Origin of the sequence: Burkholderia sp. CCA53 (assembly GCF_001685525.1) — a bacterium.
Taxonomy (GTDB): domain Bacteria; phylum Pseudomonadota; class Gammaproteobacteria; order Burkholderiales; family Burkholderiaceae; genus Burkholderia; species Burkholderia multivorans.
In genome coordinates this window covers 1,207,137-1,233,431 of sequence record NZ_BDDJ01000001.1, presented here as the reverse complement: position 1 = coordinate 1,233,431, position 26,295 = coordinate 1,207,137, and the positions used below count along the sequence as shown (strand labels likewise).

The following is a 26,295-nucleotide window of genomic DNA, read 5'->3' as shown; positions in this document are numbered from 1 at the left end:
AAACGACATGGCACAGCAACTTCCACCGGGCGCCGAGAAAGAACAGGCCGTTACCTGGCTCAGCGATGTTTCGCCAAAGGACGTCGCCGCAGTCGGCAACCGCTTCGACGCGTGGTTGCGCCGGATCAGCGGCAACCACATTACGTTCGAGGACGTGAAGACTTTTGCCGGCGCGGTGCCGATCGTCGGCAACATCATGGCGATGGCCGACGCACTTGGCGATATTGCCGAGATCGTCGAGAAACGCGGCGGCCAGGTGCTCGATTACATGAGCCTCGCGATCAATCTTCTCGGCATCATTCCGATTCCGCCAACGCTTGCGCCGTTCCGGATGTCGGCGCGTCCGCTACTCGCGCTCGTTCGTCACGAATTACTGGCAACGCGCAACAATCTCGGTGCAGCGATCATCTCCGTGCTTGTCACGCACATCAACGCGACATGCGCGACCGAAATCGAGGATTTTCTCAACAAGCTGAAGGCCGGACTCACCGAGCTGCTCGACGGTTGCGCGTCGAAGTGCGAAGAGATCATGATCGCGCTGGCGAACGGCATGGACAAGGCGCTGCACGGGCAGCTCTTCGACGCCGGCGGCAATCTGAGACGTCAGCAGCAGCTCGCGAAGAAGATCGCCGACGATCGGCCGTGGTACAGCCCAAGCCGCGTCGGTGACGGCATCCAGTTCGCATACGAGGGCACCAAGGCACTTGGCAAGAAGGTAGCGAACAAGACGGCGGGCACGATGGCGAAGCTCGCGCCGGACGCGTGGCTGGAGCCGTTTCGCGGCACGGTGACCTTCCTGCGGACCGAGGCGCCGAAGGTCGCAACGTCGATCCGTTCGCTCGCCGGGAGCGAAGAAGGCAAGATGATGTGGCTCGTGTTGCAGTTGATCGAGGCCGTTGGGCGTGTGAAGGCGCGCGCGAAGCTCCATGAACAGAGTGCGGACGTCAAGGCCGCCGGAAAGAGTCAGGCGAAGAAGACGCGCGGCCAGGAGGGGCTGGAGAAAACCGACGCGCAGGCACCGGCCGAAGGGCAGGGAAAGAGCAAATGCAAGGCTTGCGGCATCGGCGGGTCACCGGCTTCCATCGATTTCGCGTTCGGCGATGAGACGTTCTCGCACGTGGATTTCGATCTGCCGGGCGCGTTGCCGCTCGTCTGGGAGCGTACCTATCGCTCGCGGCTGTCTGCATATGACAGCGGCGAGCTGGGTGCACGCTGGATCACGCCTTATACGACGCGCATCGACGTCAAGAACGACCGGTGGATCTACCGCGATGCAGAGGGGCGCAGCATCGACTACCCGGCACTCGCGGCCGGAGCGGTGCACGACGATCTGTCGGAGAACCTGACGCTGTCGCGGCTCGACGATACGTGGGCGACGATCGCATACGGCCATGACGTTCTGCATGTATACGAACGCCGAGGCGATGCGTTCCGGCTCGCGATGCAGAAAGATCGCGCCGGGAACACCGTCACGTTGGACTACGATGCGCTTGATCGCCTCGCGCGCCTGATCGACGCGAGCGGCAATGTGCTTGCGCTCGAGCATGACCGGCATGGCCGGATCGTACAGATCGAGCAGGTGCTCAAGGACGGTGAGCGCCGTACGTTGGCGAGCTATGAATACGATGCGAACGGTGATCTCGTCCGTGCGGTCGACCGCCATGGCAATGCACGGACGTATCAATATCACCGGCATCTTGTGACGCGCTATACAGATCGAACGGGCCGCGGCATGTCGCTCGAATGGGATGGCGCGGATGCCGAAGACAACGCGGACGCGAAATGCATTCGTGAATATGCGGATGACGGCAGCCTGGACATTCGGCTCGCATGGAATCCGAACATCCGCCTCACATACGTGACCGATGCGCTTGGTCGGATGACGCGGTACTACTTCAACATTCACGGCTATGTGTACCGGATCGTGTATCCGGATGGCAATCAGGAGTGGTTCCGTCGCGACGCGAATCACAATCTGGTGCTGCATATCCGGCAGGATGGCAGCATCGAGCGCAGGGAATACGACGCACGCGGCAATCTCGTTCGGCACGAACGCGCCGACGGCAGCATCATCGAGATGGCGTACGACGACAAGGACCAGATGATCCGGCTCGTCGATCCGAATGGGCACGTGTGGCAGCGCAAGTACGACGATGCGGGCAATCTCGTCGAGGAGATCGATCCGCTCGAGCACGCGACGAAGTACGCGTACAACGATAAGGGGTTGCCGACGCAGATCACCGATGCGAAGGGCGGGACCAAGACGCTCGAATACAACGACGCCGGGCAGCTCACGAGCTACACCGATTGCTCCGGAAAGAATACGGAGTGGCAGTACGACGATATCGGGCGCGTGGTGGAGGCCAAGGATGCGTCCGGCGGCGTGGTCGCTTATGGTTACGGACCTAACGGGCAGCTGTCGGAGATTCGTTCTCCCGCCGGCGTCGAGCACGTGCAGTACGACGCCGAAGGCAGATTGCTGCGGCATACCGATCAACTGAACCGTTCGACGCGATACAGCTACGACGCGGCGGGCCGCATTGCGAGCCGCGCAGACGCACTCGGGCAGACGATTGCGTATCGCTACGATCGTCTCGGCCGGCTCACTGCACTGACCGATGCGAACTTCGCAACATATCAGTTCCACTACGATCCGGCGGGACGGCTGATCGAAGAGATCGGCTTCGACGGCAAGTCGACGCGTTATCAATACGACAAGGACAGCGGTAGTCTCGTTGCCGTCGACGAAGCCGGCTGCGTGACGTCGGTTGACCTCGACGTGAACGGGCGGCTGCTGAAGCGTGCTTCTGGCGAAAGCGAGGAGCGGTTTGCGTACGATCGGAGTGGCCGCCTGATCGACGCGGTGAACCGCTACAGTCGCGTGCAGTTCTTCTTCGACCCGGTCGGGAACCTCGTCCGAGAGCATCACGCCTACAATCTGTTCGGCGAGCGACGCAGCTACGTGTGGCATCACGAATACGACGAACTCGGCAATCGACGGCGCACCGTGCGACCGGACGGCCACGCGATCGACTGGCTGATGTACGGCTCCGGGCACGTGCACGGGATGCTGCTGGATGGCGACGAGCGAGTGCAATTCGAGCGCGACGATCTGCATCGAGAGACGGTGCGGATGCTGTCGAGCAAGGTCGGACAACGCACGCACTACGATCCGGCCGGACGCGTGCTGCAACAGACGATACAACGGTCCACGTCGCCGGCGCCGCTGGTCGAGCGACGGTATCGCTATGACGCGGCCGGTCAGTTGTCGCGGATCGAGGACAGCCGCAAGGGCGGCATCGACTATCGGTACGATCCGGTCGGACGGCTGATCGAGGCGATCAGCCCGGTCGCGAAGGAGCGGTTCGCGTTCGATCCGGCGAGCAATATCGTCGATCCGGCGCGATCGAGCGACACGCCTGCGTCGCGGCCGAGCCCGGTGCGGCCGGAAAGCACGTTGCCGGCAGAGGTACCGAAAGTGCTCGGCAACCTGCTGAAGGCGTATGCGGGGATGCGCTTCGAGTACGACGCGCGGGGCAATCTCGTGCGCAAGCATACGCCGGCGGGCGAGCAGGAATACGAGTGGGATGCGTTCAACCGTCTGCTGTCGGCGCGCGTTGCGGAGACGTCGCGGCAGAGCGAGGCGCGGTACTTTTACGACGCGTTCGGCCGCCGGATCGCGAAGGAGGTGAACGGCGAGCGGACGGTGTTCGGATGGGATGGCGACACGCTCGCGTACGAAAGCGATGGAGAGCGCGGCACGCACTATATCTACGAGCCGGGGACGTTCGTGCCGCTCGCGCAGTATGTGGCCGAGCCGGTTCTCGGAATCGAGACGCCGGAGTGGAAGAGCAGCGATCGGTACGTGCCGGAGGACGATCCGCTGCAGAAGGTGCCGCAGCGGCGGGCTGACGCGAAGCTTTTCTATTACCACTGCGACCAGATCGGCACGCCGCAGTTGCTGACGGACCAGGATGGGGATGTTGTCTGGGAAGCGTCGTACAAGGCGTGGGGCGAAGCGCGGGAGGTGATCGCGCGGGCGTCGAAGGCGGCGGGGATCGTGGCGAGGAATTCGTTGCGGTTTCAGGGGCAGCAGGAGGATGAGGAGACGGGGCTGCATTACAACCGGCATCGGTATTATGATTCCAGCATTGGGCGTTTCACATCGCAAGACCCGGTCGGCGTGGGCGGTGGAATCAACCTGTTCCGGCATACGGCGAATCCGACTCAATGGATCGACCCCCTTGGACTCACACCATGTGCTGGTAAGGCAGTGATTCGACACTACGATACGGGAAGCCGAACTGGGCACTATACGGTTGAAGTGCAGAGTCCGACTGCATCTGTCCATACTCATCAAGTAATCACGGGCGATACGACTACAACAGTTGTAAACGAGAGGCGCGAAAGGTTAATGGTGGGCGACCCCATCCTTCATACCACGGAAGTACCCCTTCCGAATGCCAATGCTGCGATTGCCTATCAGCAGGCCCAAATCGGACGGCAGTTAGGTCAATATGATGAGAGGTCAAATAGTTGCGTCGATCACGTTGCGAATGTCCTGCGGGCCGGTGGAGAAAACGTTCCCTCTGGGCCTTTGGGTCAATCACGGTATCTTACTCAACGTGGATTTAAAATGAAGGTCAGATAATATGGCTCACGCAAAATGTGAAAAACATGGCTCCCAACCTGCTGAATTGGTGACGAACAATGTTGTCGATCTGATCCGAAACGGTGTGGGATCCGACTTTAAGCGAGTGTTTCCGATGACGTTGGTTTATCAGGAGCTGGAATATCCCGGCTATGGAACCGCGGAAGACCGGACTATTCTACAAAGCTTGGGGGGAGTTTGGGACTCCGAGGAAATATGCACGTTCGTGGACGAAGGTGCGATGGAGAAGGCAATAGGGCTATTTAGTGCGATTTGCGCGAAGTGCTTGGCTGAAGTGCTTTGACGGTCTATTCGGCGATCGCAGCGTCAAGCAATTGTTTGGCCAGTTCATTCTGCTCTGATCCAGCGCACCAGGCGGCACAAAAAAAGAGGGCCGCGGAGCGACCCTCGACAGCGTTGGAAGAAGCGCAACCTCAAGGCAACGAAATCGCCAAATTCGCCGACTCCGGCTCGGCCTTGGTCACCCGTGAGCAGGACGGCAAGGTATGTTGTCCGCAGAGGTGCTGAAGGCGCAGGGTAACCTGAAGGCATATGCAGTGATGCACTTCGAGTAGTGGGACGAGTTCAATTAAGCGTCGTACAAGGCGTGGGGCGAAGCGCGGGAGGTGATCGCGCGGGCGTCGAAGGCGGCGGGGATCGTGGCGAGGAATTCGTTGCGGTTTCAGGGGCAGCAGGAGGATGAGGAGACGGGGCTGCATTACAACCGGCACCGGTACTATGATCCGAGTAGCGGACGGTTCGTGTCGAAGGACCCGATCGGCCTCGATGGCGGCATCAACGTCTATCAGTACGCTGATAACCCGACGGGCTGGATTGATCCACTTGGTCTCGCGAAGCGATGCGGGTGCCCATGTGGCGTTGAGCCCCACGGTAATCAACCGAGCCCCCGGCTGTCTGGCTATCAGAGTCACCACATCATTCAGGATCGTTGGGCTAAGGCGAACGAAATCGAGGGGTACAACTACCGAGAAGCTCCTGCGATTCTTATCCCACAAAACCCGATCCACAAAGCGATCAGCGATAGCCAGAACGCACGTCGCGACGCAATGACGGCTGCGGGACAGGACCCGTGGGCTACCAGCATTCAGGATCAATTCAACTATTCGTCTCAAGATATGCGGGCTGCTGGGATCTCGGACGACTGCCGTAAGCGTGCCTTGAAGAAGGCGTAGAAGTATTTCGACCAACTCGGAGCCATCAAATGACGGATTTCACAGCGTTGCTGGGCGTCGACTTTCGCAGAAGGGCTCCCGCTACCCGTGCAGAAATCGCTCGCCTGGAAAAGACACTAGGCGTCCTGCTTCCATTGAACTATAAGGACTTCCTTGCGTGGTCGGATGGGGGCGAGGGCGAAGTTGGTGACCTCTATCTGTCCATGTGGGCCGTCGAGCAGGTCATCGAACTCAATGCCTTGTACTCGATCACGACACGCATGGGCCGGGGCTTTGTGGGCATCGGTACGGACGGTGGGGATTACTGCTTTGCTCTGGATCTCCGAAGGGACCAACGTTTCGTTGTCGTGCCGCTCGGTGCGCTAGCTGAGGATGAGGTCAAATCACTGGCAAGCGATCTCGTTGCCGGGTTGACCGCCATCCACGACGGCCACATAACGGGCAACGATCTATAACCGGCATCGCTACTATGATCCCCAACTCGGCAGGTTCACCAGCAGAGATCCCGTCGGGTTTAGCGGTGGGATAAACGTGTTTCGATACGCACCCAACCCCGTGGGGTGGGTTGATCCGCTCGGCTTGACGTGCTGCGATTGTTTGTATAGGGGGTGAGGGAGGTATCCGGAATTTCGTGTGTGAGGCGGGTTGAGATTCGGACTCCAATGTTGAATCGTTCCGGGTAAAGCAGCGCGAACTGTGTCATGGCGCTCTTCCAATCGTGCCGAGAGCCGGTCCACTTGGCCACGACGTTGCGCAGCGCCAGCCAGATCAGTTTGAGCGCGGCCTCGTCCGACGGGAAGTGGCCGCGCGCCTTGATGATCTTTCGAAGCTGCATGTGCAGCGACTCGATCGCGTTGGTCGTATATACAATTTTCCGGATGTCAGGCGCGAAGGCGTAGAACGGAATCACCTGATCTGTGTGATTCATAGACATCGTTTCAACTAGAATGAAGCGATGGACCGAGAGATCGCCGCGCGATTACGTTGGGTACGCATGTATCACGAGACCGGCAATGCCGGCCTCGTGTGCGCACGGTGCGGCATATCTCGGCCGACACTTCGCAAATGGCTGCGTCGCTATCAGGAAGCTGGCGAAGCAGGTCTCCAGTCTCAAAGCCGTCGTCCACTGCGCAGCCCAAACCGGAAGGTCTCCGAGGCTGATCGGGCGACGGTCCTCCGATTGCGCGCTGAGCGCAAAGGCGCACGGCGGATCCAGAATGAACTGCGACTGCACGAGCAACGAGAGCTATCCCTCGCGACCATTCACAAGATCTTGAGCGAGGCGGGTGTAAAACCGTTGGTTCGATCCAGGCGACCGACGCAGCCGAAACGCTATAGCCGGCCGGTGCCTGGAGACCGCGTCCAGATGGACACGATGAAAATCGCTCGAGGTGCGTACCAGTACACGGCGATCGACGACTGTTCGCGATTCCGGGTACTGGCGATCTACCCACGCAGAAATGCCCGAAATACGCTGCTTTTTCTTAATCGCGTCATTGAGGAGATGCCGTTCCCGATTCAGCGTATCCAGACCGACCGAGGCGGTGAGTTCTTCGCCGAGTCAGTGCAGCGGCGCTTGATGAGCGAGTGCATCAAATTCCGACCGATTCCGCCCCGTTCGCCACACCTCAACGGCAAGGTCGAGCGTTCGCAGCTCACCGACCTCAACGAATTCTGGTCGGATCATCCACCGACCGGGGATGCGATCGACCAACGAATTGAGGAGTGGCAGTTCGACTATAACTGGCGGCGCCCGCACGGCTCACTTGGTGGCAAAACGCCCATCGATCGTATCGCGGAGTTAAGCGAAATTACGCCTCTCGCGGAGGAGGTGGAAAGTGCCTACGACGAAACGAAAGAACGAATTCGCCACCGTGAATGGCGCGTCGACAAGACCCTCGCCGAACATCACCGGCGCGTGGTGGAGCTCGCGTCTCCTAACGGAGCCTCGAGCTCCACCACGGAACGAAAAAGGCGCACCAAGAAGTGAAACGATGTCCGTGAATCGCACACGCAATGGCATGCCGATCTCGTCTGATCTAACGGCTGGCTCAGTTTGACAAGAGGCAATCCAACGCGGGAAATGGGTGCGCTCTCTTGCGGTCCGCTTTCCTGCACGCCGCATGGCGACGGGCATCGCTCCCGCTCGTCGTACTGGGGCTCGACCGGCTCGACCGCCTCGGCAAGCGCAATGGATGACCATCCTGCGCTTGACGATGTATATCGGAGAACGGAGCGCTCGACCGACAACAACCGTCGATCCGCCTCGCGCCTCCGAAATTGGCATAATCACGGCTCGCTGCCGCGAGCGCTGCGACGCAGGCGCATTCGTTTCAGTGGCATCACCCGACTTGCATCGACTTCAGCCTGGTTATAGCCGCAACACCCATGCCGACCATCCCCGTGACCACCGCGTCGCTGAAACACATCCTCGAACACCCTGGCGATTTCCACGGATGGCTCTGCCTCCCGCGGACGCCATGGACCCTCGACACAGAGGCCGCATTCATCGAAGATGCCGCCAACACCGAAGCTGCTTCGCCACCCACCACCGCCCCACACCCCGATTGGCGCGTGACCTTGAACAGCGCGACGATCGAAGACATCGTAATCAATGCGCATGACCAGGTCGACGAGCCGACCGCCACGCAGCTGTTCGACGCATTCACGTTCTACGTCGACAACGAAGACTTCATCCTGCTCTGAAGCCACACGTCACATGCCATAGCAAAAAAGGACCGCCAAGCGGTCCTCTCTCATACAGCGTCAACGTCCGAACGAAGCACAGCCGTCAAGGCAACGAAATCGTCAAATTCGCCGACTCCGGCCCGACCTTGATCACCTGCGAATAAGGTGCCAACGCCTGCAGCGTCTTGTCCTTGAGGTAGGCATTGAGCCCGAGATACCCGAGCAGGGCCACCAGCGCGAACACGGCCCCGATCGCCCAAACCGGCACCTCCCGCTTCAACCGGTGCGCGATCTGATCCGGCAGCGGCCAATGCGGCGCAAACGCGGCCCGCTTGCCCTTCATGTGCGCGATCTCGTCGCCCAGCCGCGCGGTGAGATACGCGAGCTTCTCCGGCCCTTCGAGCAGATACTTGCCCTGGAACCCGAGCAGCAGGCACATGTGAAACACCTCGAGCGATTGCAACCGCGCCGCGCCCTGCGCGCGACATTCCTCGAGATACTGGAAGAATTTCTCGCCCGCGAGCTGCTCGCCGAACAGCACGAGCTGCAGCGGCCGGCGCTCCCAGTCGGCACGGATCTTGAACTGCGACGACAGCACCATTTCATCGACCGCCGCGCAATAGGCGAACTTCGCGCCGTACACATCTTCGGCCGCGATATTGAGCTTCTTCGCGCCGCGCTCGAAATCCGACAGGAATTCCTGGATCTTCGTGCTGAACTCGCTCGCGCTGTCCGGCTCGCGGCCGTTCTTCAGCAGGAACAGCATGAAGAACCCGTCGTACAGCAGATCGAGCAGCGAACGGGCCTGAAATGCGGCGTCCGTCGACGACGGGGTATGCACGGGTGTCGGCGCGTTGTCGCCGAACAGGGAAGGCGCGTAGCTCATGATGTGACCGCGATCAGTTCGAATTTCAGGTCATTGATGCCGGTCGGCGCATAGATCATCGCCGACTGGGCCTGCAGCATGCGCTCGTACAGCGCGCCGCGCGAATCAAGCTGGAAATAGCACGCGCCCGGCCGCACGGGAATCGCGGGCGGCACCTGCGGCGTGTACGACAGCCGCACGCCGGGCATCGCCGACAGCACGAGCTTGTCGACGTCGTCGGGCGCGCCGACCTTGAAGCGCGCAGGCACCGCATCGACGAGCTCGACACTCGGCATGTCGGCGGACACTGCCAGGTAGAACTCGGTCTTGTCGTCGATCTTGCCCGAGTCGAGCCGGCCGAGATGGAACGACGGCCGCACCTCGTCGAGCGTGATCGCGAAGTAGCGCGTCGAGATCACGGTGTCGAGCAGTTCGCGCAGCATCACGTCCAGACGCGCGAAGCCGGGGCCCGGATCGTCGTGGCGATAGACGGGCAGATCGGCAAGCGAATAGCCTTTCGAGAACGTCATCAGCTGACCCGTGAGCCTCAGCAATTCATGGAACAGCCGCTCGGGATGCAGCGCCGCGTGCTGATGCAGGTGCGCGAGCGTCGCGAACGCGGCGTTCGCCGTGTGCAGCAGCCAGAACGAGGCGATGTCGCCCGAGCGGAACTCGATGATGTTCTTCGACGGCTCGCGATGAAAGCCGTACAGTGCATTGACTTTCGCCTGCAGCGCGTCGACGAGCTGGCGCAGCCGCTGATGCAAAAGCGGCGACGCTTCAATCGCGAGGCACGGCGGCACGAAGCTGTCGTCGACCTCGAACCCGGACGTCGCGGTGCGCCGCACGCGCACGAGCGGCACCGACAGCAGCTGGTCGCGCGGCTCGCTGTGCGCAATCAGCTTGACCTGCGTCTTCAGGAACGTGATGTCGGCTTCGGCCGCGTCGGTGAAGTTGTCGGCGACGCTGCTCTGCTGGCTGACGAAGCGCGTCGTGAAGCCGGCGGCCGGATCGTCGCTGTAGTTGGTGCCGTTCTCGCGCAGCGGGTGCAGCGCCAGATAGAACACGAATTCGTTGATGCCGTCGGGCAGCGTGTCGAGCGCGATCGGCGGCGGCAGATCGTCGCCCTGCGGCGCCGCGTACAGCGTGCCGTCGGGGAACACGAGCGCGAGTTCGGCGACGCGCAGCACGTTGCTGCCGAGCGCGTCATGGTCGATCCGCAGCGTGCGCAGCCCCCAGTTGTACGGCTGGATCGCCTGGATCGATTCGAACAGGCGCGCCTCGTGGTACGCGTCCTGCCGCTGAAAATGTTGAGGCCGGAGGAACAGCCCTTCTCCCCACAGCACCTTGGCCGAATAACTCATGTCGAATCCGGTTAATGTCGCGTTGCGATGTAATCGATCTGTTCGTGCCCGAATTAAATCGCGATTTGTTAACTCTTGTTAATTGACATTCGCGCGTCACGTTTAACCGCAACTGACCGACGACAGCATATTCAGCGGTTGCGAAGGCGCGCCCTGCTGCGGTGCGATCACCGTGCCCCCGGTCACCGTCATTGCGCAATTATGCAGGCCGATGATTATGCCGGATTTCTCCGACTTCGCCGGGTCGAATGTCAGCTTCCATCGCTGCAGTGCGGGATCGCGGAACAGCGCGACGATGCCGAATGCCTGCGCTTCGCGCGACACTTTCTCGGTCGCCGTATAGCGCTGCCCGGGAATCAGCGTGATTTCGCGGACGTTGAGCAAATCGGCGCCGAGTGCGGCTTTTTCCTTGTTCGGATCGGTAAATGCGTCGAACGGCGCCTGCTGGAACGAAGTCGGGTCTTTCAGCGCGTAAAGCCGCACGACGAGCGCGAGCGGCTTGTTATCGGTCGCCGCATTCAGATTCGGCGCGGCGGCGAGCGTGAGGCCGATGTTGCGCGGCGGTTTTTGCGAGTCCGGCACCTCGGGCTTGCCGATGCCGGTGGCCGACATCACGGCGCTCGCGGCCGATCCGAGCAGCGGCGCGGCGGCGCAGCCGGCCAGCAGCGCGCAAGCGATCAACGGCAATCCGTAGCGAATCATGGGCGATCTCATCTTATTTCCGGCGTGCCGCCTTTTGCTCCCTGTCAAAACTGCCGGGCATTTCGCGTATCGGCGCGATGCACGGCCGGTCCCTCGTTCAACTATTAAGCCTGCGTGCGTCGCGACAGAGCGGTTCGGCAATTTTTTCCGATGCTCCCGGCGAGCCGCCGCAAGACAGCAAAACCGCGGCTTTCCGGCGGATTCGAACGGTGTCTCGAACCCGCCGCCCGCCGTGTTTCATCGGGGCAGCGCCCGGTTTTAAAAGAAATTAGCCTGCACGCGACGATTGAATTATGAAAAATTGATCGGTACTATACCCGCGCGCTTCTTGCAAAGCAAAAGAACGGATTCTCAACGATTTAAAACTCACGCGCCGGTGGATATAACGATGAAAGATCGTCTCTTCGCAAAGCTGTCTGGGGTAGTGCTGGCTTGCGGCGTGATTGCGGGCTGTGCAAGTCAGCCGACCACGCCGCCGACCGCCGAAGTATTCAACAAATCGCTGGCAGAAGCGGACGAAGTGGCCAAATCGGGCGATCAGGATCGCGCGCTCGGCCTCTATCAGGCGCTTGCCAAGTCGGACCCGACACGCGAAGAGCCGTGGTCGCGCATTGCGCAAATCCAGTTTGCCCAGAACCATTACGGCCAGGCGATCGTCGCCGCTCAGGAAGCGCTGCAGCGCGACTCGACCGACCGTCAGGCCAAGAGCGTGCTCGCGGTCGCGGGCCTGCGGATCGCGACGCAGTCGCTCGGCGAACTGCGTCAGGATGCGTCGCTGGCCGGCGACGCGAAGTCCGATGCGCAGGCGCTCGCGAAGCAGCTGCGCGAAACGCTCGGCGAGAACGCGCTGTTCCCGCCGGAGCAGAAGGTCCAGGCGCGCAAGGTCCGGCGCCCGATTCACCGAGCGAAGGCCGCGGCCGCAACGGCGGCCGCCGACAGCGGCGCCGCGACGCAGCCCGCGCAGACGTCGAGCAGCGGTGCGCCGCAAAAGGGCGGCGATCCGTTCAGCGCGCTGCGTTGATCGGCGCATAACCACAACCAACCTGGGAGCCGTCGATGGCCAAGAAAGAGAGCATTCAGAAAAGCTTGCAGAAAATACGGCCGCCGCGCGTCCAGCTGACCTACGAGGTCGAGAAGGGCGATGCGATCGAGGTGAAGGAGCTGCCGTTCGTCGTCGGGGTCGTCGCGGATCTGGCCGGCCAGTCCGAAGTCGAGCAGCCGAAACTGCGCGATCGCAAGTTCGTCAACATCGATCGCGACAATTTCGACGACGTGATGAAGGCGATCGAGCCGCGCGCGGCGTTCCAGGTGGAAAACCGGCTGAGCCCCGAGGGCGGCAAGTTCGCGGTCGACCTGAAATTCCGTTCGCTGTCGGATTTCAATCCGGACGAAGTCGTCGAGCAGGTCGAGCCGCTGCGCCGCCTGCTCGAGGCGCGCTCGAAGCTCGCCGACCTGCGCAACAAGCTCGCCGGCAACGACAAGCTCGAAGACCTGCTGTCCGAGGTGCTGAAGAACACGCAGCAGCTGCAGGCGCTCGCGAAGGGCACGGGCGGCGACAAAGACGGCGAATGACGACGGAGTGTTGAGATGAACCAGCAAACGGCTCCGGCCCAAGCGAGCGGCGCGGAATACGCCGCCGGGACTTCGCTGCTCGACGAAATCGTCGAGAAGAGCAAGGTCGCGAAATCCGATTCCGAGCATGCGCGCGCGAAGGACCTGATCGGCGAACTCGTGCACCAGGTGCTCGACGGCACGGTCGTCGTGTCGGACAACCTGTCGGCGACGATCGACGCGCGCGTCGCGGAGCTCGATCGGCTGATCTCGGCGCAACTGTCCGCGGTGATGCATGCACCGGAATTCCAGCGCCTCGAAAGCACATGGCGCGGGCTCGACTATCTGGTCAAGGAAAGCAACACGGGCCAGACGATCAAGATCAAGGCGCTGCACGCGCCGAAGCGCGACCTCGTGCGCGACTTCAAGGGCGCCAGCGAGTTCGACCAGAGCGCGCTGTTCAAGAAGGTCTACGAAGAAGAATTCGGCACGTTCGGCGGCTCGCCGTTCGGCGCGCTGATCGGCGACTACGAGATCTCGCGCCAGCCCGAGGACATGTACTTCATCGAGCAGATGTCGCACGTCGCGGCGGCCGCGCACGCGCCGTTCATCGCGTCGGCGTCGCCGGAGCTGCTCGGCCTGGAATCGTTCGCCGATCTCGGCAAGCCGCGCGATCTCGGCAAGGTGTTCGACACGGTCGAATATGCGAAGTGGAAGTCGTTCCGCGATTCCGAGGATTCGCGCTACGTCGGCCTCACGCTGCCGCGCTTCCTCGGCCGCCTGCCGTTCAATCCGAAGGACGGCCAGACCGCGGAAACCTTCAACTTCGTCGAAGACGTCGACGGCACCGACCACGACAAGTATCTGTGGTGCAACGCCGCGTGGGCGTTCGCCGCGCGGCTGACGGCCGCATTCGACGACTTCGGCTGGTGCGCGGCGATTCGCGGCGTCGAGGGCGGCGGGCTCGTCGAGGATCTGCCGACGCACACGTTCAAGACCGACGACGGCGAAGTCGCGCTGAAGTGCCCGACCGAGATCGCGATCACCGATCGCCGCGAGAAGGAGCTGAGCGATCTCGGCTTCATCCCGCTCGTCCATTGCAAGAATTCTGATTACGCCGCGTTCTTCGCTGCGCAATCGGTGCAGAAGCCGAAAAAATACAGCACCGACAGCGCGAACGCGAACGCCGTGCTCTCTGCCCAGCTTCAGTACATCTTCTCGGTATCGCGCGTTGCGCACTACCTGAAGGCGATGATGCGGGACAAGATCGGCAGCTTCGCGTCGGCGCAGAACGTGGAGACCTTCCTCAACCGGTGGATTTCGCAATACGTGCTGCTCGACGACAACGCGACGCAGGAGCAGAAGGCGCAATTTCCGCTGCGCGAGGCATCCATACAAGTATCGGAGATTCCGGGCAAGCCGGGCTCGTATCGTTCGGTCGCGTTCCTGCGCCCGCACTTTCAGCTCGACGAACTCTCGATTTCTCTGCGACTTGTCGCTGATCTGCCCAAACCGGCAAATTCATAAGCGAGCAAAATCGCCCGGGCGGGCCGCCTGGGTAGGACGTTAAAACCACCTCTTTGGGGAGTCGAAGGGCCATGTTACACATGCACATGCAGTTTGGTAGTCCGGCGATCAAAGGCGAATCCGCGGACAAGGACCACCAGGGCTGGATCGAACTGAAATCGTGGGATCACTCGATCATCCAGCCGCGTTCGGCGACCGCGTCGACCGCAGGCGGCCACACCGCCACGCGTTGCGAGCACGGCGACATGATCTTCACGAAGGAAATCGATTCGTCGAGCCCGCTGCTGTATCAGCACGCGTCGGGTGGCACGACGTTCGACGAAGTGACGATTCATTTCTCGCGTGCGGACGGCGAAGGCAAGCGTGTCCAGTATCTGGAGATCAAGCTCAAGTACGTGATCATCTCGAGCATCGCGCCGAGCGTGCGCGAGGAAGGCCTGCCGGTCGAGACGTTCTCGCTGAAGTATGCGGCCGTGCAGTGGAAGCAGACGCAGCAGAAGATCGGCGGCAACCAGGGCGGCAACACGCAGGGCGCCTGGAGCCTGACGAAGAACGACAAGACCTACGCGGTCTAAGGTCGGTTGCGGCAACGGGGCGCGCGGCGCTCCGTTGCCGTTTTCGCAGCAGATGCCGGCCGATGAAACGCTTCGAACCCAGTTTTCTCGACAAGCTGTTCGACGACGAACCGCATCTGCCGGCCTCGGCCGCGATGCGGCAATTGTCGCTGGACGAGCTGAAGAACACGGTCGCCCGCGACGTCGAGGCGATCCTCAATACCCGTATCGCACACACCGAAACCGAGCTGGCCGCGCTGCCGGAATGCCAGAAGTCGGTGCTGACTTACGGGCTCAACGATTTCGCGGGGCTGAGCCTCGCCAGCCACTACGATCGCGCATTCATCTGCAAGTCGATCCAGCAGGCGATCGCACGCCATGAGCCGCGGCTGCAGCAGGTGCAGGTGACGTTCGAGCTGAACGAGCAGTCGACCAACGCGCTCTACTTCGCGATCCAGGCGCTGCTCGTCGTGCATCCGGCCGAAGAGCCGGTCAGCTTCGATGCAATGCTGCAGCCTTCGACGCTCCAGTATTCGGTCACGCGCGCGCGCACGGCACGCATGCTGTAATTCAAGCCGCCGCGCGGGCCGGACCGCACGGCGGCGGAACAGGGTCCGGCACGGAATGGAAGAGGTTCGGGGTCGTCGATGGAAGAATTGCTGCCGTACTACGAGCGCGAATTATCGTTTTTGCGGCGCTATTCGCGGGATTTCGCCGAACGCTATCCGAAGATCGCGGCGCGCCTCGCGCTGTCCGGCGAGCACTGCGAGGACCCGCACGTCGAGCGGATGATCGAGTCGTTCGCGCTGCTCGGCGCGCGGATCAACAAGAAGCTCGACGACGACTACCCGGAATTCACCGAAGCGCTGCTCGAAGTGCTGTATCCGCACTATCTGCGGCCGTTTCCGTCGTGCTCGATCGCGCAGTTCGCGGCGGCGGCGCCCGGGCAGCAGACGGAGCCGGTCGTGATCCGGCGCGGCACCGAGCTCAAGAGCCGCCCGATCCGCGGCGTGCAGTGCCGGTTCCGCACCGCCTACGACGTGACGCTCGCGCCGATCCGCATTTCGGAGGCGCGCTATACGCCGGTCGCACTCGCGCCGAGCGCGACGGTGCTGCCGTCGAACGCGACGGGCGTCATCTCGATCACGTTCGAATCGCTCGCCGCGCAGCTCGATCTCGGCGCGCTGAAGCTGCCGACGCTGCGCGCGCATCTGCACGGCGAGCAGTCGTTCGTCGCCGCGCTGACCGACTGCCTGTTCGTCAACGTGCTCGGCGCGTACGTCGAACCGGAGCGCAACGGCCGCTGGACCGCGCTGCGCCAGTTGCCGATCGCGCAGGCCGGCTTCGACGAAGGCGATGCGCTGATCGACTATCCGGCGAAATCGCATCCCGCGTATCGTCTGCTGACCGAATACTTCGGCTTTCCCGACAAGTTCGACTTCGTCGATTTCGACATCGCCGCGATCGCGCGCGCATCGGGCCGCTGCCAGCGCGCGACGCTGCATCTGGTGCTGCAGGACGTGCGCAGCGATTCGCATGTCGCGCGGCTGCTCGAGCTGCTCGCCGCGAGCCACTTCCGCTTGTTCTGCACGCCGGTCGTCAACCTGTTCCGCCAGCACGGCGAGCCGATCCGCATCACGCATCGCGCGGTATCGTATCCGGTGATCGCGGAGGCGCGCCGCGCGTTCGCGTACGAGGTCTATTCGATCGACTCGGTGAAGCTCGTGCGGCAGCAGGCGCACGAGGAATCGGTGATCGAGTTCCGGCCGTTCTATTCGCTGCATCACGGCGAAGCGGCGCGGATCGGCCATTACTGGTTCGCGCGCCGCAACGACTCGGTCGCGCAGAAGAGCCCGGGCTACGAGACCGAGATCTCGATCGTCGACATCGATTTCGAGCCCACTTCACCGCAGACCGACACGCTGAGCCTCGATCTCACGTGCACGAACCGCGACCTGCCGGCGATGCTCGCGTTCGGCCTCGAAGGCGGCGACCTGTTCCAGGACGGCGGCGCGCAGACGGCCGGGATCGCGCTGCTGCGCCGTCCGACGCAGACGGTACGCTTCGAGCGCGGCCGCGCCGCGCACTGGCGTCTCGTGTCGCACCTCGCGCTCAACCACGTGTCGCTCGTCGCGCACGGGCTCGCGCCGCTCAAGGAGATGCTGACGCTGTACGACCTGCGGCGCACCGCGGTGTCGACGCGCCAGATCGACGGGCTCGTCGCGATCGAGCAGCGCGGCGCCGTGCAGTGGCTGCCCGGCAAGCCGTTCGCGACATTCGTGCGGGGGATCGAAGTGCGGCTGACGATCGACGAGGAGCATTTCGTCGGCGCGAGCCTCGCGTCGTTCGTGCGCGTGCTCGACAGCTTCTTCGGGCTGTACGTGCACCTCAACAGCTTTGTTCAACTGGTCGTCGTGTCGAAGCGCACCGGCGAGGAGATCATCCGATGCAAGCCCCGCACCGGCGAATCGATTCTGGCGTAGTCGATACGCTGCTCGACGAACCGCACCGCTTCGAATTCTTCCAGGCGGTGCGCGTGCTCGAAGGGCTGTTCGCGCGGCAGGCCGCCGATGCGCCCGGCGCGTGGCGGCAAGGCGACGTCGTCGCGCACCGGATCGCGTTCCGCAATACGCTGTCGCTCGGCTTTCCGCCGAGCGAGATCGAAGGCGCGCGCTCGTTCGACGACGACGGCCTGCCGCTCGACTCGACCGAGCAGCGCGAAGCGGCGGTCGCGGGAGGCGAGCTCGGGCGCGTCGAACTGACGCCGGCGTTCTTCGGGCTGCTCGGCGCGCAGGGCGCGCTGCCGCTGCACTACACCGAACAGATCGCGGCGCGCGAGCATCTGAAGCGCGACCATGCGGCGCGCGCATTCTTCGACGTGTTCTCGAACCGCGCGACCGCGCTGTTCTACGCGGCCTGGAAGAAATACCGGCTGCCGTTCCACTACGAGCTCGATCGCGACGAGCGCTATCTGCCGCTGCTGCTCGCGATCGCGGGCGTGGCGAGCGACGACGTGCGCGACAGTCTCGCGGCAGGCGCGGGCGGCGTGCTCGACGAAGCGGTCGCCGGCTATGCGCTCGCGGCGCGACACCGGCCGATGTCGGCCGCCTATCTGCAGCGCACGCTGTCCGATTATTTCCGCGTGCCGGTGAAGATCGATCAGTTCGTCGGCAAGTGGTACGACGTGCCGCCCGATCAGCTGAGCGTGCTCGGCCAGGTCAACGCGGTGCTCGGCGCGACGGCGCTGGTCGGCGAACGCGTGTGGCAGCGCGACATGCGCGCCCGGATCGTGATCGGCCCGCTGTCCAAGCGCGACTACGAGGCGTTCCTGCCGGGCGGCGCGCAGGCCGTTGCGCTCGAGCGGATGCTGACGCTGCTCGCCGGCGTCACGCTCGAATACGAAGTGAAGCTCGTGCTGAAGCGGACCGAAGTCGGCGCGAGCGTGCTCGGCGCCGGCTCGCGGCTCGGCTGGGACGCGTTCCTCTGCACGCGCGACGCCGACGAAGACCGGTCCGACGCGCGCTACGAGCTGCACGTGATTCACTGATACCGAACGACAACAAACACGCAAACGAACCTGAGATCGACGCCATGAGCACGCCTCTGAAGACCCTCATCACGAAACTGAATCCGCTGTGCCGGCATGCGGCCGAGCGCGCGGCGAGCGCGTGTCTTGCGCGCGGCCATTACGAGGTCGATCTGGAGCATCTGTTTCTCGCGCTGCTCGAGGAGCCCGCGGGCGACCTGTCGCTCGCGCTGCGCGCGAGCCGCATCGACGCGCATGCGTTGCGCGCCGATCTCGAGCGCGAACTCACGCGCCTGAAGACCGGCAACACGCGCACGCCCGTATTCTCGGTGCATCTGATCGCGCTGTTCGAGCAGGCGTGGCTCATCGCGTCGCTCGACTCGCAGCTCGGCCGCATCCGCTCGGGCCACCTGCTGCTCGCGCTGCTCACGGCGCCGGACCTCGCACAGTTCGCGCAACGGATGTCGGCGCGCTTCTCCGAAGTGAACGTGACCGATCTGAAGCACAAGTTCGACGAGATCACGGCCGGGTCCAGCGAAGCCGAGCCGCATCGTGCGGACGCGGAGCACGGCGACGCCGCTGCGCCGGCCGAGGGCGGCGTGCCGGCAGCGGGCGCATCGAAGACGCCTGCGCTCGACACGTACACGACGAACCTCACGCAGCGTGCACGGGACGGCAAGATCGACCCGGTGATCGGCCGCGAAGCCGAGATCCGTCAGGCGATCGACATCCTGATGCGGCGCCGCCAGAACAATCCGATCATGACGGGCGAGGCCGGCGTCGGCAAAACGGCCGTGGTCGAAGGGCTCGCACTGCGCATCGCGGCCGACGACGTGCCGCCGCCGTTGCGCGGCGTCGCGCTGCACGTGCTCGACATGGGGCTGCTGCAGGCTGGCGCGAGCGTGAAGGGCGAGTTCGAGAACCGCCTGAAGAGCGTGATCGACGAGGTCAAGAAGAGCCCGCATCCGATCATCCTGTTCATCGACGAGGCGCACACGATCATCGGCGCGGGCGGACAGGCCGGCCAGAACGACGCGGCGAACCTGCTGAAGCCCGCGCTGGCGCGCGGCGAGCTGCGCACGATCGCGGCGACGACGTGGAGCGAATACAAGAAGTACTTCGAGAAGGATGCCGCGCTCGCGCGACGCTTCCAGGTGGTGAAGGTCGAGGAACCGAGCGAGCCGCTGGCGGCCGCGATGCTGCGCGGCATGGCAGGACTGATGGAGAAGCACTTCAACGTGCGGATTCTCGACGATGCGATCACCGAGGCCGTCCGGCTGTCGCATCGCTATATCAGCGGCCGGCAACTGCCGGACAAGGCGATCAGCGTGCTCGACACCGCGTGCGCGAAGGTCGCGCTCGCGCACAGCGCGACGCCGGCCGCGATCGACGACACGAAAAAGCGCATCGAGCGCATCGACGCGGAAATCGCATCGCTCGAGCGCGATGCGGCAAGCGGCGCAGCGCACGACGAACGGCTCGGCGAGCTGCGCGGCGCGCGTGACGCGGCGCTCGAACAGCTCGCGAAGGACGAAGCGCGCTACGAGGCGGAACGCGCGATCGTCGCCGAGATCACCGCGCTGCGCGAGACGCTCGACCGCGCCCGCGCGCCGGCCGACGACGGCCAGCCGGTCGACGTGCAGGCCACGCGCGAGAAGCTCGCCGAACGCGTCGCGGCGCTGCATGCGTTGCAGGGCGGCGAACCGATGGTGCCGCTGCAGGTCGACGGTCACGTGGTGGCCGAAATCGTCGCTGCGTGGACCGGCATTCCGCTCGGCCGGATGGTGAAGGACGAGATCGGCACCGTGCTCAATCTGAAGCCGCTGCTCGCCGCGCGCGTGATCGGCCAGGACCATGCGCTCGAAGCGATCGCGCAGCGCGTGCGCACCGCGTCCGCCAATCTCGAGGATCCGAACAAGCCGCGCGGCGTGTTCATGTTCGTCGGGCCGTCCGGCGTCGGCAAGACCGAGACGGCGCTGGCGCTCGCGGACATCCTCTACGGCGGCGAGCGCAAGATGATCACGATCAACATGAGCGAGTATCAGGAGGCGCACAGCGTGTCCGGGCTGAAGGGTTCGCCGCCGGGCTACGTCGGTTACGGCGAAGGCGGCGTGCTGACCGAGGCCGTGCGGCGCAATCCGTATTCGGTCGTGCTGCTCGACGAGGTCGAGAAAGCGCATCCGGACGTCCTCGAGATGTTCTTCCAGGTGTTCGACAAGGGCATGATGGACGACGCCGAAGGGCGCGAGATCGACTTCCGCAACACGCTGATCATCCTGACGTCGAACGTCGGTTCGGCCGCGGTGATGCAGGCGTGCCTGAACAAGCAGGCCGAGGAATTGCCCGATCCCGATGCGCTCGCGGAGGCGCTGCGCCCGCAGCTGTACAAGGCATTCAAGCCCGCGTTCCTCGGCCGGATGAAGGTGGTGCCGTACTACCCGATCTCCGACGACGTGCTCGCCGAGATCATCGAGCTGAAGCTCGAACGGATTCGCAGCCGCATCGAGGCGAACCACAAGGCCGCGTTCGAATGGGACGAATCGCTCGTCGACGCGGTTCTCGCGCGCTGCACCGAAGTCGACTCGGGCGCACGCAACGTCGACCACATTCTGAACGGGACGCTGTTGCCGGAGATCGCGGGCCACGTGCTGGGCCGGATCGCCGACGGCGCGTCGATTACGCGCATCGCGGTGTGCGCGGACGACGCCGGCGAGTTTGCGTATACGGTCGAATGAGCGCGCCCCTTCCGATGCATCAACGGATTTACTGAACCATGCCCATCAATCTCCCCGAGCTGCTGACGCCGATCAGCGATGCGTCGCCCACCGGCGACGACCTGCTGTTCTCGAACGAATTCGACGCGATCCAGGAGGCGCGGCGCTACGACGATCCGACGCTCGATCAAGGCGAGTGGGTGACCGAAATCAAGGAGGCCGACTGGGGTCTCGTCGTCGAGCGCGCGACGGAGCTGCTGCGCACGCGCACGAAGGATCTGCGCGTCGCGGTGTGGCTAACCGAGGCGCTCGCGCTCGAGGACGGCATCACCGGTCTCACCGAAGGCTATGCGCTGCTCGAAGGACTGTGCCGCGAGTATTGGGACACCGTTCATCCGCTGCCCGAAGGCGAGGACGTCGAATACCGGCTCGGCAACGTCGCGTGGCTGGCCGGCCGTACGGCCGAGCTGCTGCGCGGCATACCGATGACGGACGGCGCGGCGAACGCGTTCACGACGCTCGACTGGGAGGTCGCGCAGCACGTGGCGCAGGCGATCAAGCGCGATCCCGAGCATGCGGACGACATCGCGCGCGGCAAGCCGTCGGTCGAGCAGATCGATGCATCGCGGCGCGTGACGCCGATCGCGTTCTACGCGACGCTGCTCGCGAACCTGAAGGCATTCGAGTTCGCGCTCGATGCGTTCGAGGACACGCTGGTCGCGCGTGCAGGCGATGCCGCGCCGAGTTTCCGGCAGACGCGCGATGCGTTCGAGACCGTGTATCGGCTTGCCGAGCGCTTTGCGCGCGAGCAGGGCTATACCGGCAGCGCGCCGCATAAGGAAGTGCCGCCCGCCGCGCAGCCCGAGCGCATCGAGCCGAGTTTCGGCACGCCGATCCAGACCGAGGAGACCCACGTGCAGTCGCAAACCGCTCCGCGTCCGCCGGCGACGCAGATGATCGCCGGCATTCAGAACCGTGCGCAGGCCGTCGATCAGTTGCGTGCGGTCGCGCGCTACTTCAGGCAGACGGAGCCGCATAGCCCGGTCGCGTATCTCGCCGACAAGGCGGCGGAATGGGCCGACATGCCGCTGCACAAGTGGCTCGAGAGCGTCGTCAAGGATGACGGATCGCTGTCGCATATTCGCGAGCTGCTGGGGGTGAGGCCGGACGAGCAGTCGTGAGCGACCGGGCTTTCGACCTGAGAGCGCGGGCCCGGCGGGTTCGCGAGGAACAACAAGAAGGGTGACGTATGAACGTGACCGAACTGATACAGGCGATTCGCGGCGGGCTGATTCAGCAGGATCGTCTGCTGAAGACCGACATCCCGTCGCTGCCGAGCAATGCACTCGTGCCGCGCCGCGCAGTAATCCGCGCCGAACTGGGCCGCGATTTCAGCGTCGCGCTCGACTTCGAGTCCGCTGCGAGCGACATCGAGCTCAAGACGCTGATCGCCAAGCCGATCACGCTGTGGATCCAGCAGGCGGACAAGTCGTATCTGCCGATCAACGGATATGTGCATACCGCTCGCCGGCTCGGCGCGGACGGCAGTCTGTCGAGCTATCAGTTGACGTTCGCGTCGTGGATGCACTTCCTGAAGTTCCGCAGCGATATGCGCTACTGGCAGGACGAGAGCGTCGACGCGATCCTGGCCGACGTGTTCGATACCCATCCGCAGGCGAAGGGCCGGTATCAGTTTGCGTTATCGAAGCCGCTGCCGTCGCGCTCGTACTGCCGCCAGAGCGAAACCGACTGGAACTTCGTGCATCGGCTGATGGAGGACGAAGGGCTGTTCGGGTTTTGGCGGCACGCGGAAGACGGCAGTGCGCACACGCTTGTCGTGACCGACGATCTGCATGCGATCGACGCGCTGTCGCCGAACGTCGTCAGGTTCGAGCGGTCAGGCGCGGGCACCGAAACCGCGGGGTTTACGCAGTGGGCCGCGTCGCGGACGCTGCAAAGCTCGCTGCATACCACGCGCACGTTCGACTACAAGTCGCCGTCGTCGGCCGGCAGTCCGAACGGCACGTCGTTGCCGACGAAGAGCGGCCAGGGCGATCTGCCGGAGCAGGCGGAAATCTACGAATACACCGGCGCGTACACGTATCCGGGCCAGGATCGCGGCGAACAGCTGTCGAAGATTCGTCTCGAGGAATGGGAGTCGCGCGCGAAGCGCTTCTTCGGCGTGGGCGGCGTGCGCGGCATCGACGCGGGCCGGCGCTTCACGCTCGCCGATCATCCAGAGCATGACCGCGATTCGGCCCAGGATCGCGAATTCGCGGCGATCGCCGTGAGCCGGTATGTCGAGAACAACCTGCCGCTTTCGGCCGAGGAGGCGCACTTTCCGCACAGTTTGCAGGACGAACTTGCGCGGGTGAAAGCGGCGTACCGCGATGCTGCGGCATTCGTTGTCGGCCACGACGACGGCTCGGCAGGGTTCTATCTCGTCGAGGTCGAAGCGCAGCGCGCGAGCGTGCCGTACCGCAGCCCGCTCGTGCATCGCAAGCCGGAGATGCAGCTCGAAACGGCGGTCGTCGTCGGTCCGCCGGGCGAAGAGGTTTACACCGACGAACTGAACCGGATCAAGGTGATGTTCGTGTGGGATCGGCAAAGCCAAGGCCGCGAGAACGCGTCGTGCTGGGTGCGCGTCGTGCAGTCGGATACCGGCGGCGGTTACGGCGGCGTGCATATTCCGCGCGTCGGCGAGGAAGTGCTGATCGGCTATGTGGGCGGCGACTGCGACCGACCGATCGCGTTGCACCGCGTGTATAACGGTGCGACCGCGCCGCAGTGGCACAGCAACGGGATTCTGTCGGGCTTCCGGTCGAAGGAGTATGCGGGATCGGGGCACAACGAGATGGTGCTCGACGACGCGACCGGGCAGAACCGCGCGCGCCTGTTCAGCAGCAGCGCGAATTCGCTGCTGCATCTCGGCTATCTGATCGAGCAGGACGGCAACACGCGCGGCGCGTATCTCGGTTCGGGGTTCGATTTGCGCACGGACGCGTATGGCGCGGTGCGCGCGGGGCAGGGGCTGTATGTGACGACGCATCCGAAGCAGGCGAGCAGCCAGCCGCTCGATGTGTCGGAAGCGCGGCAGCAGCTCGTCAATGCCGAGGGGCTGATCGAGTCGATGTCGCAGGTCAGCGAGATGCATCAGGCTGCGGGGCTCGGCGATGGGCACGATGCGCTGAAGCAGTTTGCCGATGCGACGCAGAACAGCGTCGCGGGCGCGACGGCGGGTGGCGGCAGGACCGCGGGCGGCGGGACGGGGAATGCGAATGCGTTCAAGGAGCCCGTGATGTTGTTTGGGAGTCCGGCGGGCGTCGCGTTATCGTCGCAGCAGTCGGTACACGTGTCGGCCGATCGGCAGACCAATATCGTCAGCGGCCAGAGCACGTTCATTGCCAGCGGGAAGTCGCTGATTGCCGGCATCCGCGATCGCATCAGCCTGTTCGCGCAGAATGCCGGAATGAAGCTGTTTGCCGGCAAGGGGAAGGTCGAGATACAGGCGCATGCGGATAGCGTCGAGGTCACTGCGCAGAAGGTGGTCAAGCTGATGTCGGCAACCGAGCATGTCGACGTGGCCGCCAAGCAGGAGGTCCTGCTGACGTCGGGCGGCGCCTATATCCGGATCAAGGGCGGCAACATCGAGATTCATGCGCCGGGGAAGGTGGATTTCAAGGGCGCGCAGCACCAGTTCAACGGACCGGCCAGCATGCCGTATCCGCTGCCCGCGATGCCGGGCGGAACGTGCAAGCAGTGTGTGCTGAATGCGCATAGCGGGCGCGAAGCAATGGTCGAGGCGGATTGATGGACGAGCTTAACGACGTGACCGGTCGGAATGACGCGACTGGCGCAAACGAAACCATCGACACTGCTCCGAATCCGCGCGAGCCGGAGTGGCCGGCGTTTCTGGCAATGCTGAAGGCTTCGCTGGCTCGCACCGACGAAGTCGGCAGGGCGATGCGGCTGTATGTCCTCGTCGATACACGGGGCTATCAGGAGCTCGATGTGCGACTCGCGATGGTGCATCGTCTACGCTACGCGTCGCTGTGGACCGATACGGGGCTCGAAGCCTATACGGATATCGCGCCGTACCTGATCGCGTTCGATCGCGACACGCTTGACGACGAGAATGCCGAGCAGCATCGGCTGCTGCGCCAGCTGTGGCTTGATGCGGTCGATCTGCATGCGGTGACGTGGATGTGGTCGACGTGGTCGTTCGATGCACTTGATGCGCATCTGCGCCGGTACGTGCAGTACAGATTGCCGAACGGTCGCGCGTACTACCTGTTCTTCTTCGACAACCATGTGTTCGACCGTATTCGACGGGTGTGGAGCGATGCGCAGACACGACAGTTCGTTGCGCCGTTCAACGAGATTCGGTATCGCGATCGACAGCTCGATGAGGTGGTGTGGCGCAACGATGCGCCGGCGGTCGAAGGAGCGATGCCGGCGGCCGATGCGGCGGGACTCAGCGAGCAGCAGCATGCGAAGTTGATCGAGCTCGGGTATCCAGACAAGCTCGTGCTGAAGTTCAGGGAGACGATGGCGGCGGTGGTCGATCACCTGTCGGATGCGGAGCTTCACGACCTGGTTGTCGAGCAGCTTGATCGTGCGGCGGCGCACGGGATCGTCGATGAGATTGGGCTGCTCTCCTATGTCGTGACCGGCGTGCAGGTTGCGCCGCGGTTCGACGAGCATCCGATCGTGAAGTCGTGTCTTGAAGCGGCGTCACGCGGAGAAACGAGCGTCGATGCAGCGCTGGCGTCGATCGATGATGCGACTTGGGATGCGATTCGCGACATGCATGAGCGGGAGTTGCTGGAGGCGCGTGAGGATGCGGCGTAGGCCCGCGGTAGCGGTGGGCGCGATTGCGATGGTTCTGGGCTTGAGCTGAGCTATGTCGCTGAGGGCATGCCGAGGATTGCGGTCGGGTCTATGCCTGTGTCGCGCGCTG

The 26,295-nt window shown here is 63.5% G+C and carries 19 protein-coding genes and 3 pseudogenes; 18 read left to right on the top strand and 4 right to left on the bottom strand.

The genetic code is table 11. The features are described from left to right. The first annotated feature begins 7 nt into the window (after positions 1-7). From BCR55_RS05650 to BCR55_RS30230, 5 genes and pseudogenes are all read left to right on the top strand, one after another. The gene (locus BCR55_RS05650) at positions 8-4,651 is read left to right on the top strand and encodes an RHS repeat-associated core domain-containing protein (protein WP_065494301.1); all 4,644 of its coding nucleotides are present in this window, start codon (positions 8-10) and stop codon (positions 4,649-4,651) included. Position 4,652: 1 nt separating this feature from the next. Beyond that, the gene (locus tag BCR55_RS32265) at positions 4,653-4,955 is read left to right on the top strand and encodes a hypothetical protein (protein ID WP_065494300.1); all 303 of its coding nucleotides are present in this window, start codon (positions 4,653-4,655) and stop codon (positions 4,953-4,955) included. Between the two features lie 289 nt (positions 4,956-5,244). After that, positions 5,245-5,844: pseudogene (locus BCR55_RS05640) on the top strand (RHS repeat-associated core domain-containing protein); the annotation flags it as partial. A 29-nt stretch (positions 5,845-5,873) separates the two neighbouring features. After that, positions 5,874-6,299, top strand: a complete 426-nt coding sequence (locus BCR55_RS05635) for an SMI1/KNR4 family protein (RefSeq protein ID WP_035489409.1) — start codon at positions 5,874-5,876, stop codon at positions 6,297-6,299. Beyond that, positions 6,295-6,432: pseudogene (locus BCR55_RS30230) on the top strand (RHS repeat-associated core domain-containing protein); the annotation flags it as partial. The gene BCR55_RS05635 and the pseudogene BCR55_RS30230, both read left to right, overlap by 5 nt. A gap of 79 nt (positions 6,433-6,511) precedes the next feature. On the opposite strand, the pseudogene BCR55_RS32260 reads toward BCR55_RS30230, so the two are convergent. Continuing rightward, positions 6,512-6,760, bottom strand: a pseudogene (locus tag BCR55_RS32260) (transposase); the annotation flags it as partial. 39 nt (positions 6,761-6,799) lie between these two features. Between BCR55_RS32260 and BCR55_RS05625 the strand changes: the two are divergent. Then, the gene (locus BCR55_RS05625; RefSeq protein ID WP_059938068.1) at positions 6,800-7,834 is read left to right on the top strand and encodes an IS481 family transposase; all 1,035 of its coding nucleotides are present in this window, start codon (positions 6,800-6,802) and stop codon (positions 7,832-7,834) included. A gap of 398 nt (positions 7,835-8,232) precedes the next feature. Further along, entirely contained in the window at positions 8,233-8,550 is a 318-nt protein-coding gene (locus BCR55_RS05620; RefSeq protein ID WP_065494298.1) for a hypothetical protein, read from the top strand. Between the two features lie 85 nt (positions 8,551-8,635). Here the strand turns inward: BCR55_RS05620 and icmH are convergent, their stop codons facing one another. From icmH to tssJ, 3 genes are all read right to left on the bottom strand, one after another. Next, entirely contained in the window at positions 8,636-9,418 is a 783-nt protein-coding gene (gene icmH / locus BCR55_RS05615) for a type IVB secretion system protein IcmH/DotU (RefSeq protein ID WP_006406963.1), read from the bottom strand. Next, complete coding sequence (gene tssK / locus BCR55_RS05610) at positions 9,415-10,761, bottom strand: type VI secretion system baseplate subunit TssK (RefSeq protein ID WP_006409507.1); 1,347 nt, start codon at positions 10,759-10,761, stop codon at positions 9,415-9,417. Before tssK ends, icmH begins: the two co-directional genes overlap by 4 nt. Positions 10,762-10,863: 102 nt before the next feature. Continuing rightward, positions 10,864-11,463: a type VI secretion system lipoprotein TssJ gene (tssJ, locus tag BCR55_RS05605; RefSeq protein WP_006400550.1), complete on the bottom strand. Its 600-nt coding sequence runs from the start codon at positions 11,461-11,463 to the stop codon at positions 10,864-10,866. A gap of 388 nt (positions 11,464-11,851) precedes the next feature. On the opposite strand from tssJ, the gene BCR55_RS05600 reads away from it, so the two are divergent. The 11 genes from BCR55_RS05600 (at position 11,852) to BCR55_RS05550 (ending at position 26,186) form a co-directional block, all read left to right on the top strand. After that, positions 11,852-12,484: a M48 family metallopeptidase gene (locus tag BCR55_RS05600; RefSeq protein ID WP_065494297.1), complete on the top strand. Its 633-nt coding sequence runs from the start codon at positions 11,852-11,854 to the stop codon at positions 12,482-12,484. A 35-nt stretch (positions 12,485-12,519) separates the two neighbouring features. Further along, on the top strand, positions 12,520-13,035 hold the full coding sequence (tssB, locus tag BCR55_RS05595) for a type VI secretion system contractile sheath small subunit (protein WP_006406960.1): 516 nt from the start codon (positions 12,520-12,522) through the stop codon (positions 13,033-13,035). Positions 13,036-13,050: 15 nt separating this feature from the next. Further along, on the top strand, positions 13,051-14,541 hold the full coding sequence (gene tssC, locus BCR55_RS05590) for a type VI secretion system contractile sheath large subunit (RefSeq protein WP_006400547.1): 1,491 nt from the start codon (positions 13,051-13,053) through the stop codon (positions 14,539-14,541). 71 nt (positions 14,542-14,612) lie between these two features. After that, entirely contained in the window at positions 14,613-15,116 is a 504-nt protein-coding gene (locus tag BCR55_RS05585) for a type VI secretion system tube protein Hcp (RefSeq protein ID WP_006400546.1), read from the top strand. Between the two features lie 62 nt (positions 15,117-15,178). Beyond that, positions 15,179-15,664, top strand: coding sequence for a type VI secretion system baseplate subunit TssE (gene tssE, locus BCR55_RS05580; RefSeq protein ID WP_006406959.1), 486 nt, complete (start codon positions 15,179-15,181; stop codon positions 15,662-15,664). Positions 15,665-15,742: 78 nt separating this feature from the next. Continuing rightward, positions 15,743-17,578: a type VI secretion system baseplate subunit TssF gene (gene tssF / locus BCR55_RS05575; RefSeq protein ID WP_035946276.1), complete on the top strand. Its 1,836-nt coding sequence runs from the start codon at positions 15,743-15,745 to the stop codon at positions 17,576-17,578. Then, complete coding sequence (gene tssG / locus BCR55_RS05570; protein WP_006406957.1) at positions 17,542-18,642, top strand: type VI secretion system baseplate subunit TssG; 1,101 nt, start codon at positions 17,542-17,544, stop codon at positions 18,640-18,642. Before tssF ends, tssG begins: the two co-directional genes overlap by 37 nt. Before the next feature lie 44 nt (positions 18,643-18,686). Continuing rightward, a complete protein-coding gene (tssH, locus tag BCR55_RS05565; RefSeq protein ID WP_065494296.1) occupies positions 18,687-21,356 on the top strand; it encodes a type VI secretion system ATPase TssH in 2,670 nt (889 codons plus the stop codon). Positions 21,357-21,394: 38 nt separating this feature from the next. After that, positions 21,395-22,516, top strand: a complete 1,122-nt coding sequence (gene tssA, locus BCR55_RS05560) for a type VI secretion system protein TssA (protein ID WP_065494295.1) — start codon at positions 21,395-21,397, stop codon at positions 22,514-22,516. Between the two features lie 68 nt (positions 22,517-22,584). After that, positions 22,585-25,146 carry a type VI secretion system Vgr family protein gene (locus BCR55_RS05555; RefSeq protein WP_053297738.1) on the top strand — a complete coding sequence of 854 codons (2,562 nt, stop codon included), beginning with the start codon at positions 22,585-22,587 and terminating at the stop codon, positions 25,144-25,146. Next, positions 25,146-26,186 (top strand): DUF4123 domain-containing protein, encoded by a 1,041-nt coding sequence (locus BCR55_RS05550; RefSeq protein WP_065494294.1) that lies wholly within the window; start codon positions 25,146-25,148, stop codon positions 26,184-26,186. Before BCR55_RS05555 ends, BCR55_RS05550 begins: the two co-directional genes overlap by 1 nt. Positions 26,187-26,295: the final 109 nt, after the last annotated feature.

Excerpts from the sequence above, each read along its gene's own strand:
- BCR55_RS05550 (WP_065494294.1), top strand. The coding sequence starts at position 25,146 with ATGGACGAGCTTAACGACGTGACCGGTCGGAATGACGCGACTGGCGCA.
- tssC (WP_006400547.1), top strand. The coding sequence starts at position 13,051 with ATGAACCAGCAAACGGCTCCGGCCCAAGCGAGCGGCGCGGAATACGCC.
- tssA (WP_065494295.1), top strand. The coding sequence starts at position 21,395 with ATGCCCATCAATCTCCCCGAGCTGCTGACGCCGATCAGCGATGCGTCG.
- BCR55_RS05650 (WP_065494301.1), top strand. The coding sequence starts at position 8 with ATGGCACAGCAACTTCCACCGGGCGCCGAGAAAGAACAGGCCGTTACC.
- tssE (WP_006406959.1), top strand. The coding sequence starts at position 15,179 with ATGAAACGCTTCGAACCCAGTTTTCTCGACAAGCTGTTCGACGACGAA.
- tssB (WP_006406960.1), top strand. The coding sequence starts at position 12,520 with ATGGCCAAGAAAGAGAGCATTCAGAAAAGCTTGCAGAAAATACGGCCG.
- BCR55_RS05600 (WP_065494297.1), top strand. The coding sequence starts at position 11,852 with ATGAAAGATCGTCTCTTCGCAAAGCTGTCTGGGGTAGTGCTGGCTTGC.
- tssJ (WP_006400550.1), bottom strand. The coding sequence starts at position 11,463 with ATGATTCGCTACGGATTGCCGTTGATCGCTTGCGCGCTGCTGGCCGGC.
- BCR55_RS05635 (WP_035489409.1), top strand. The coding sequence starts at position 5,874 with ATGACGGATTTCACAGCGTTGCTGGGCGTCGACTTTCGCAGAAGGGCT.
- BCR55_RS05555 (WP_053297738.1), top strand. The coding sequence starts at position 22,585 with ATGAACGTGACCGAACTGATACAGGCGATTCGCGGCGGGCTGATTCAG.
- BCR55_RS32265 (WP_065494300.1), top strand. The coding sequence starts at position 4,653 with ATGGCTCACGCAAAATGTGAAAAACATGGCTCCCAACCTGCTGAATTG.
- tssH (WP_065494296.1), top strand. The coding sequence starts at position 18,687 with ATGAGCACGCCTCTGAAGACCCTCATCACGAAACTGAATCCGCTGTGC.
- tssF (WP_035946276.1), top strand. The coding sequence starts at position 15,743 with ATGGAAGAATTGCTGCCGTACTACGAGCGCGAATTATCGTTTTTGCGG.
- BCR55_RS05620 (WP_065494298.1), top strand. The coding sequence starts at position 8,233 with ATGCCGACCATCCCCGTGACCACCGCGTCGCTGAAACACATCCTCGAA.
- BCR55_RS05625 (WP_059938068.1), top strand. The coding sequence starts at position 6,800 with ATGGACCGAGAGATCGCCGCGCGATTACGTTGGGTACGCATGTATCAC.
- BCR55_RS05585 (WP_006400546.1), top strand. The coding sequence starts at position 14,613 with ATGTTACACATGCACATGCAGTTTGGTAGTCCGGCGATCAAAGGCGAA.
- tssK (WP_006409507.1), bottom strand. The coding sequence starts at position 10,761 with ATGAGTTATTCGGCCAAGGTGCTGTGGGGAGAAGGGCTGTTCCTCCGG.
- icmH (WP_006406963.1), bottom strand. The coding sequence starts at position 9,418 with ATGAGCTACGCGCCTTCCCTGTTCGGCGACAACGCGCCGACACCCGTG.
- tssG (WP_006406957.1), top strand. The coding sequence starts at position 17,542 with ATGCAAGCCCCGCACCGGCGAATCGATTCTGGCGTAGTCGATACGCTG.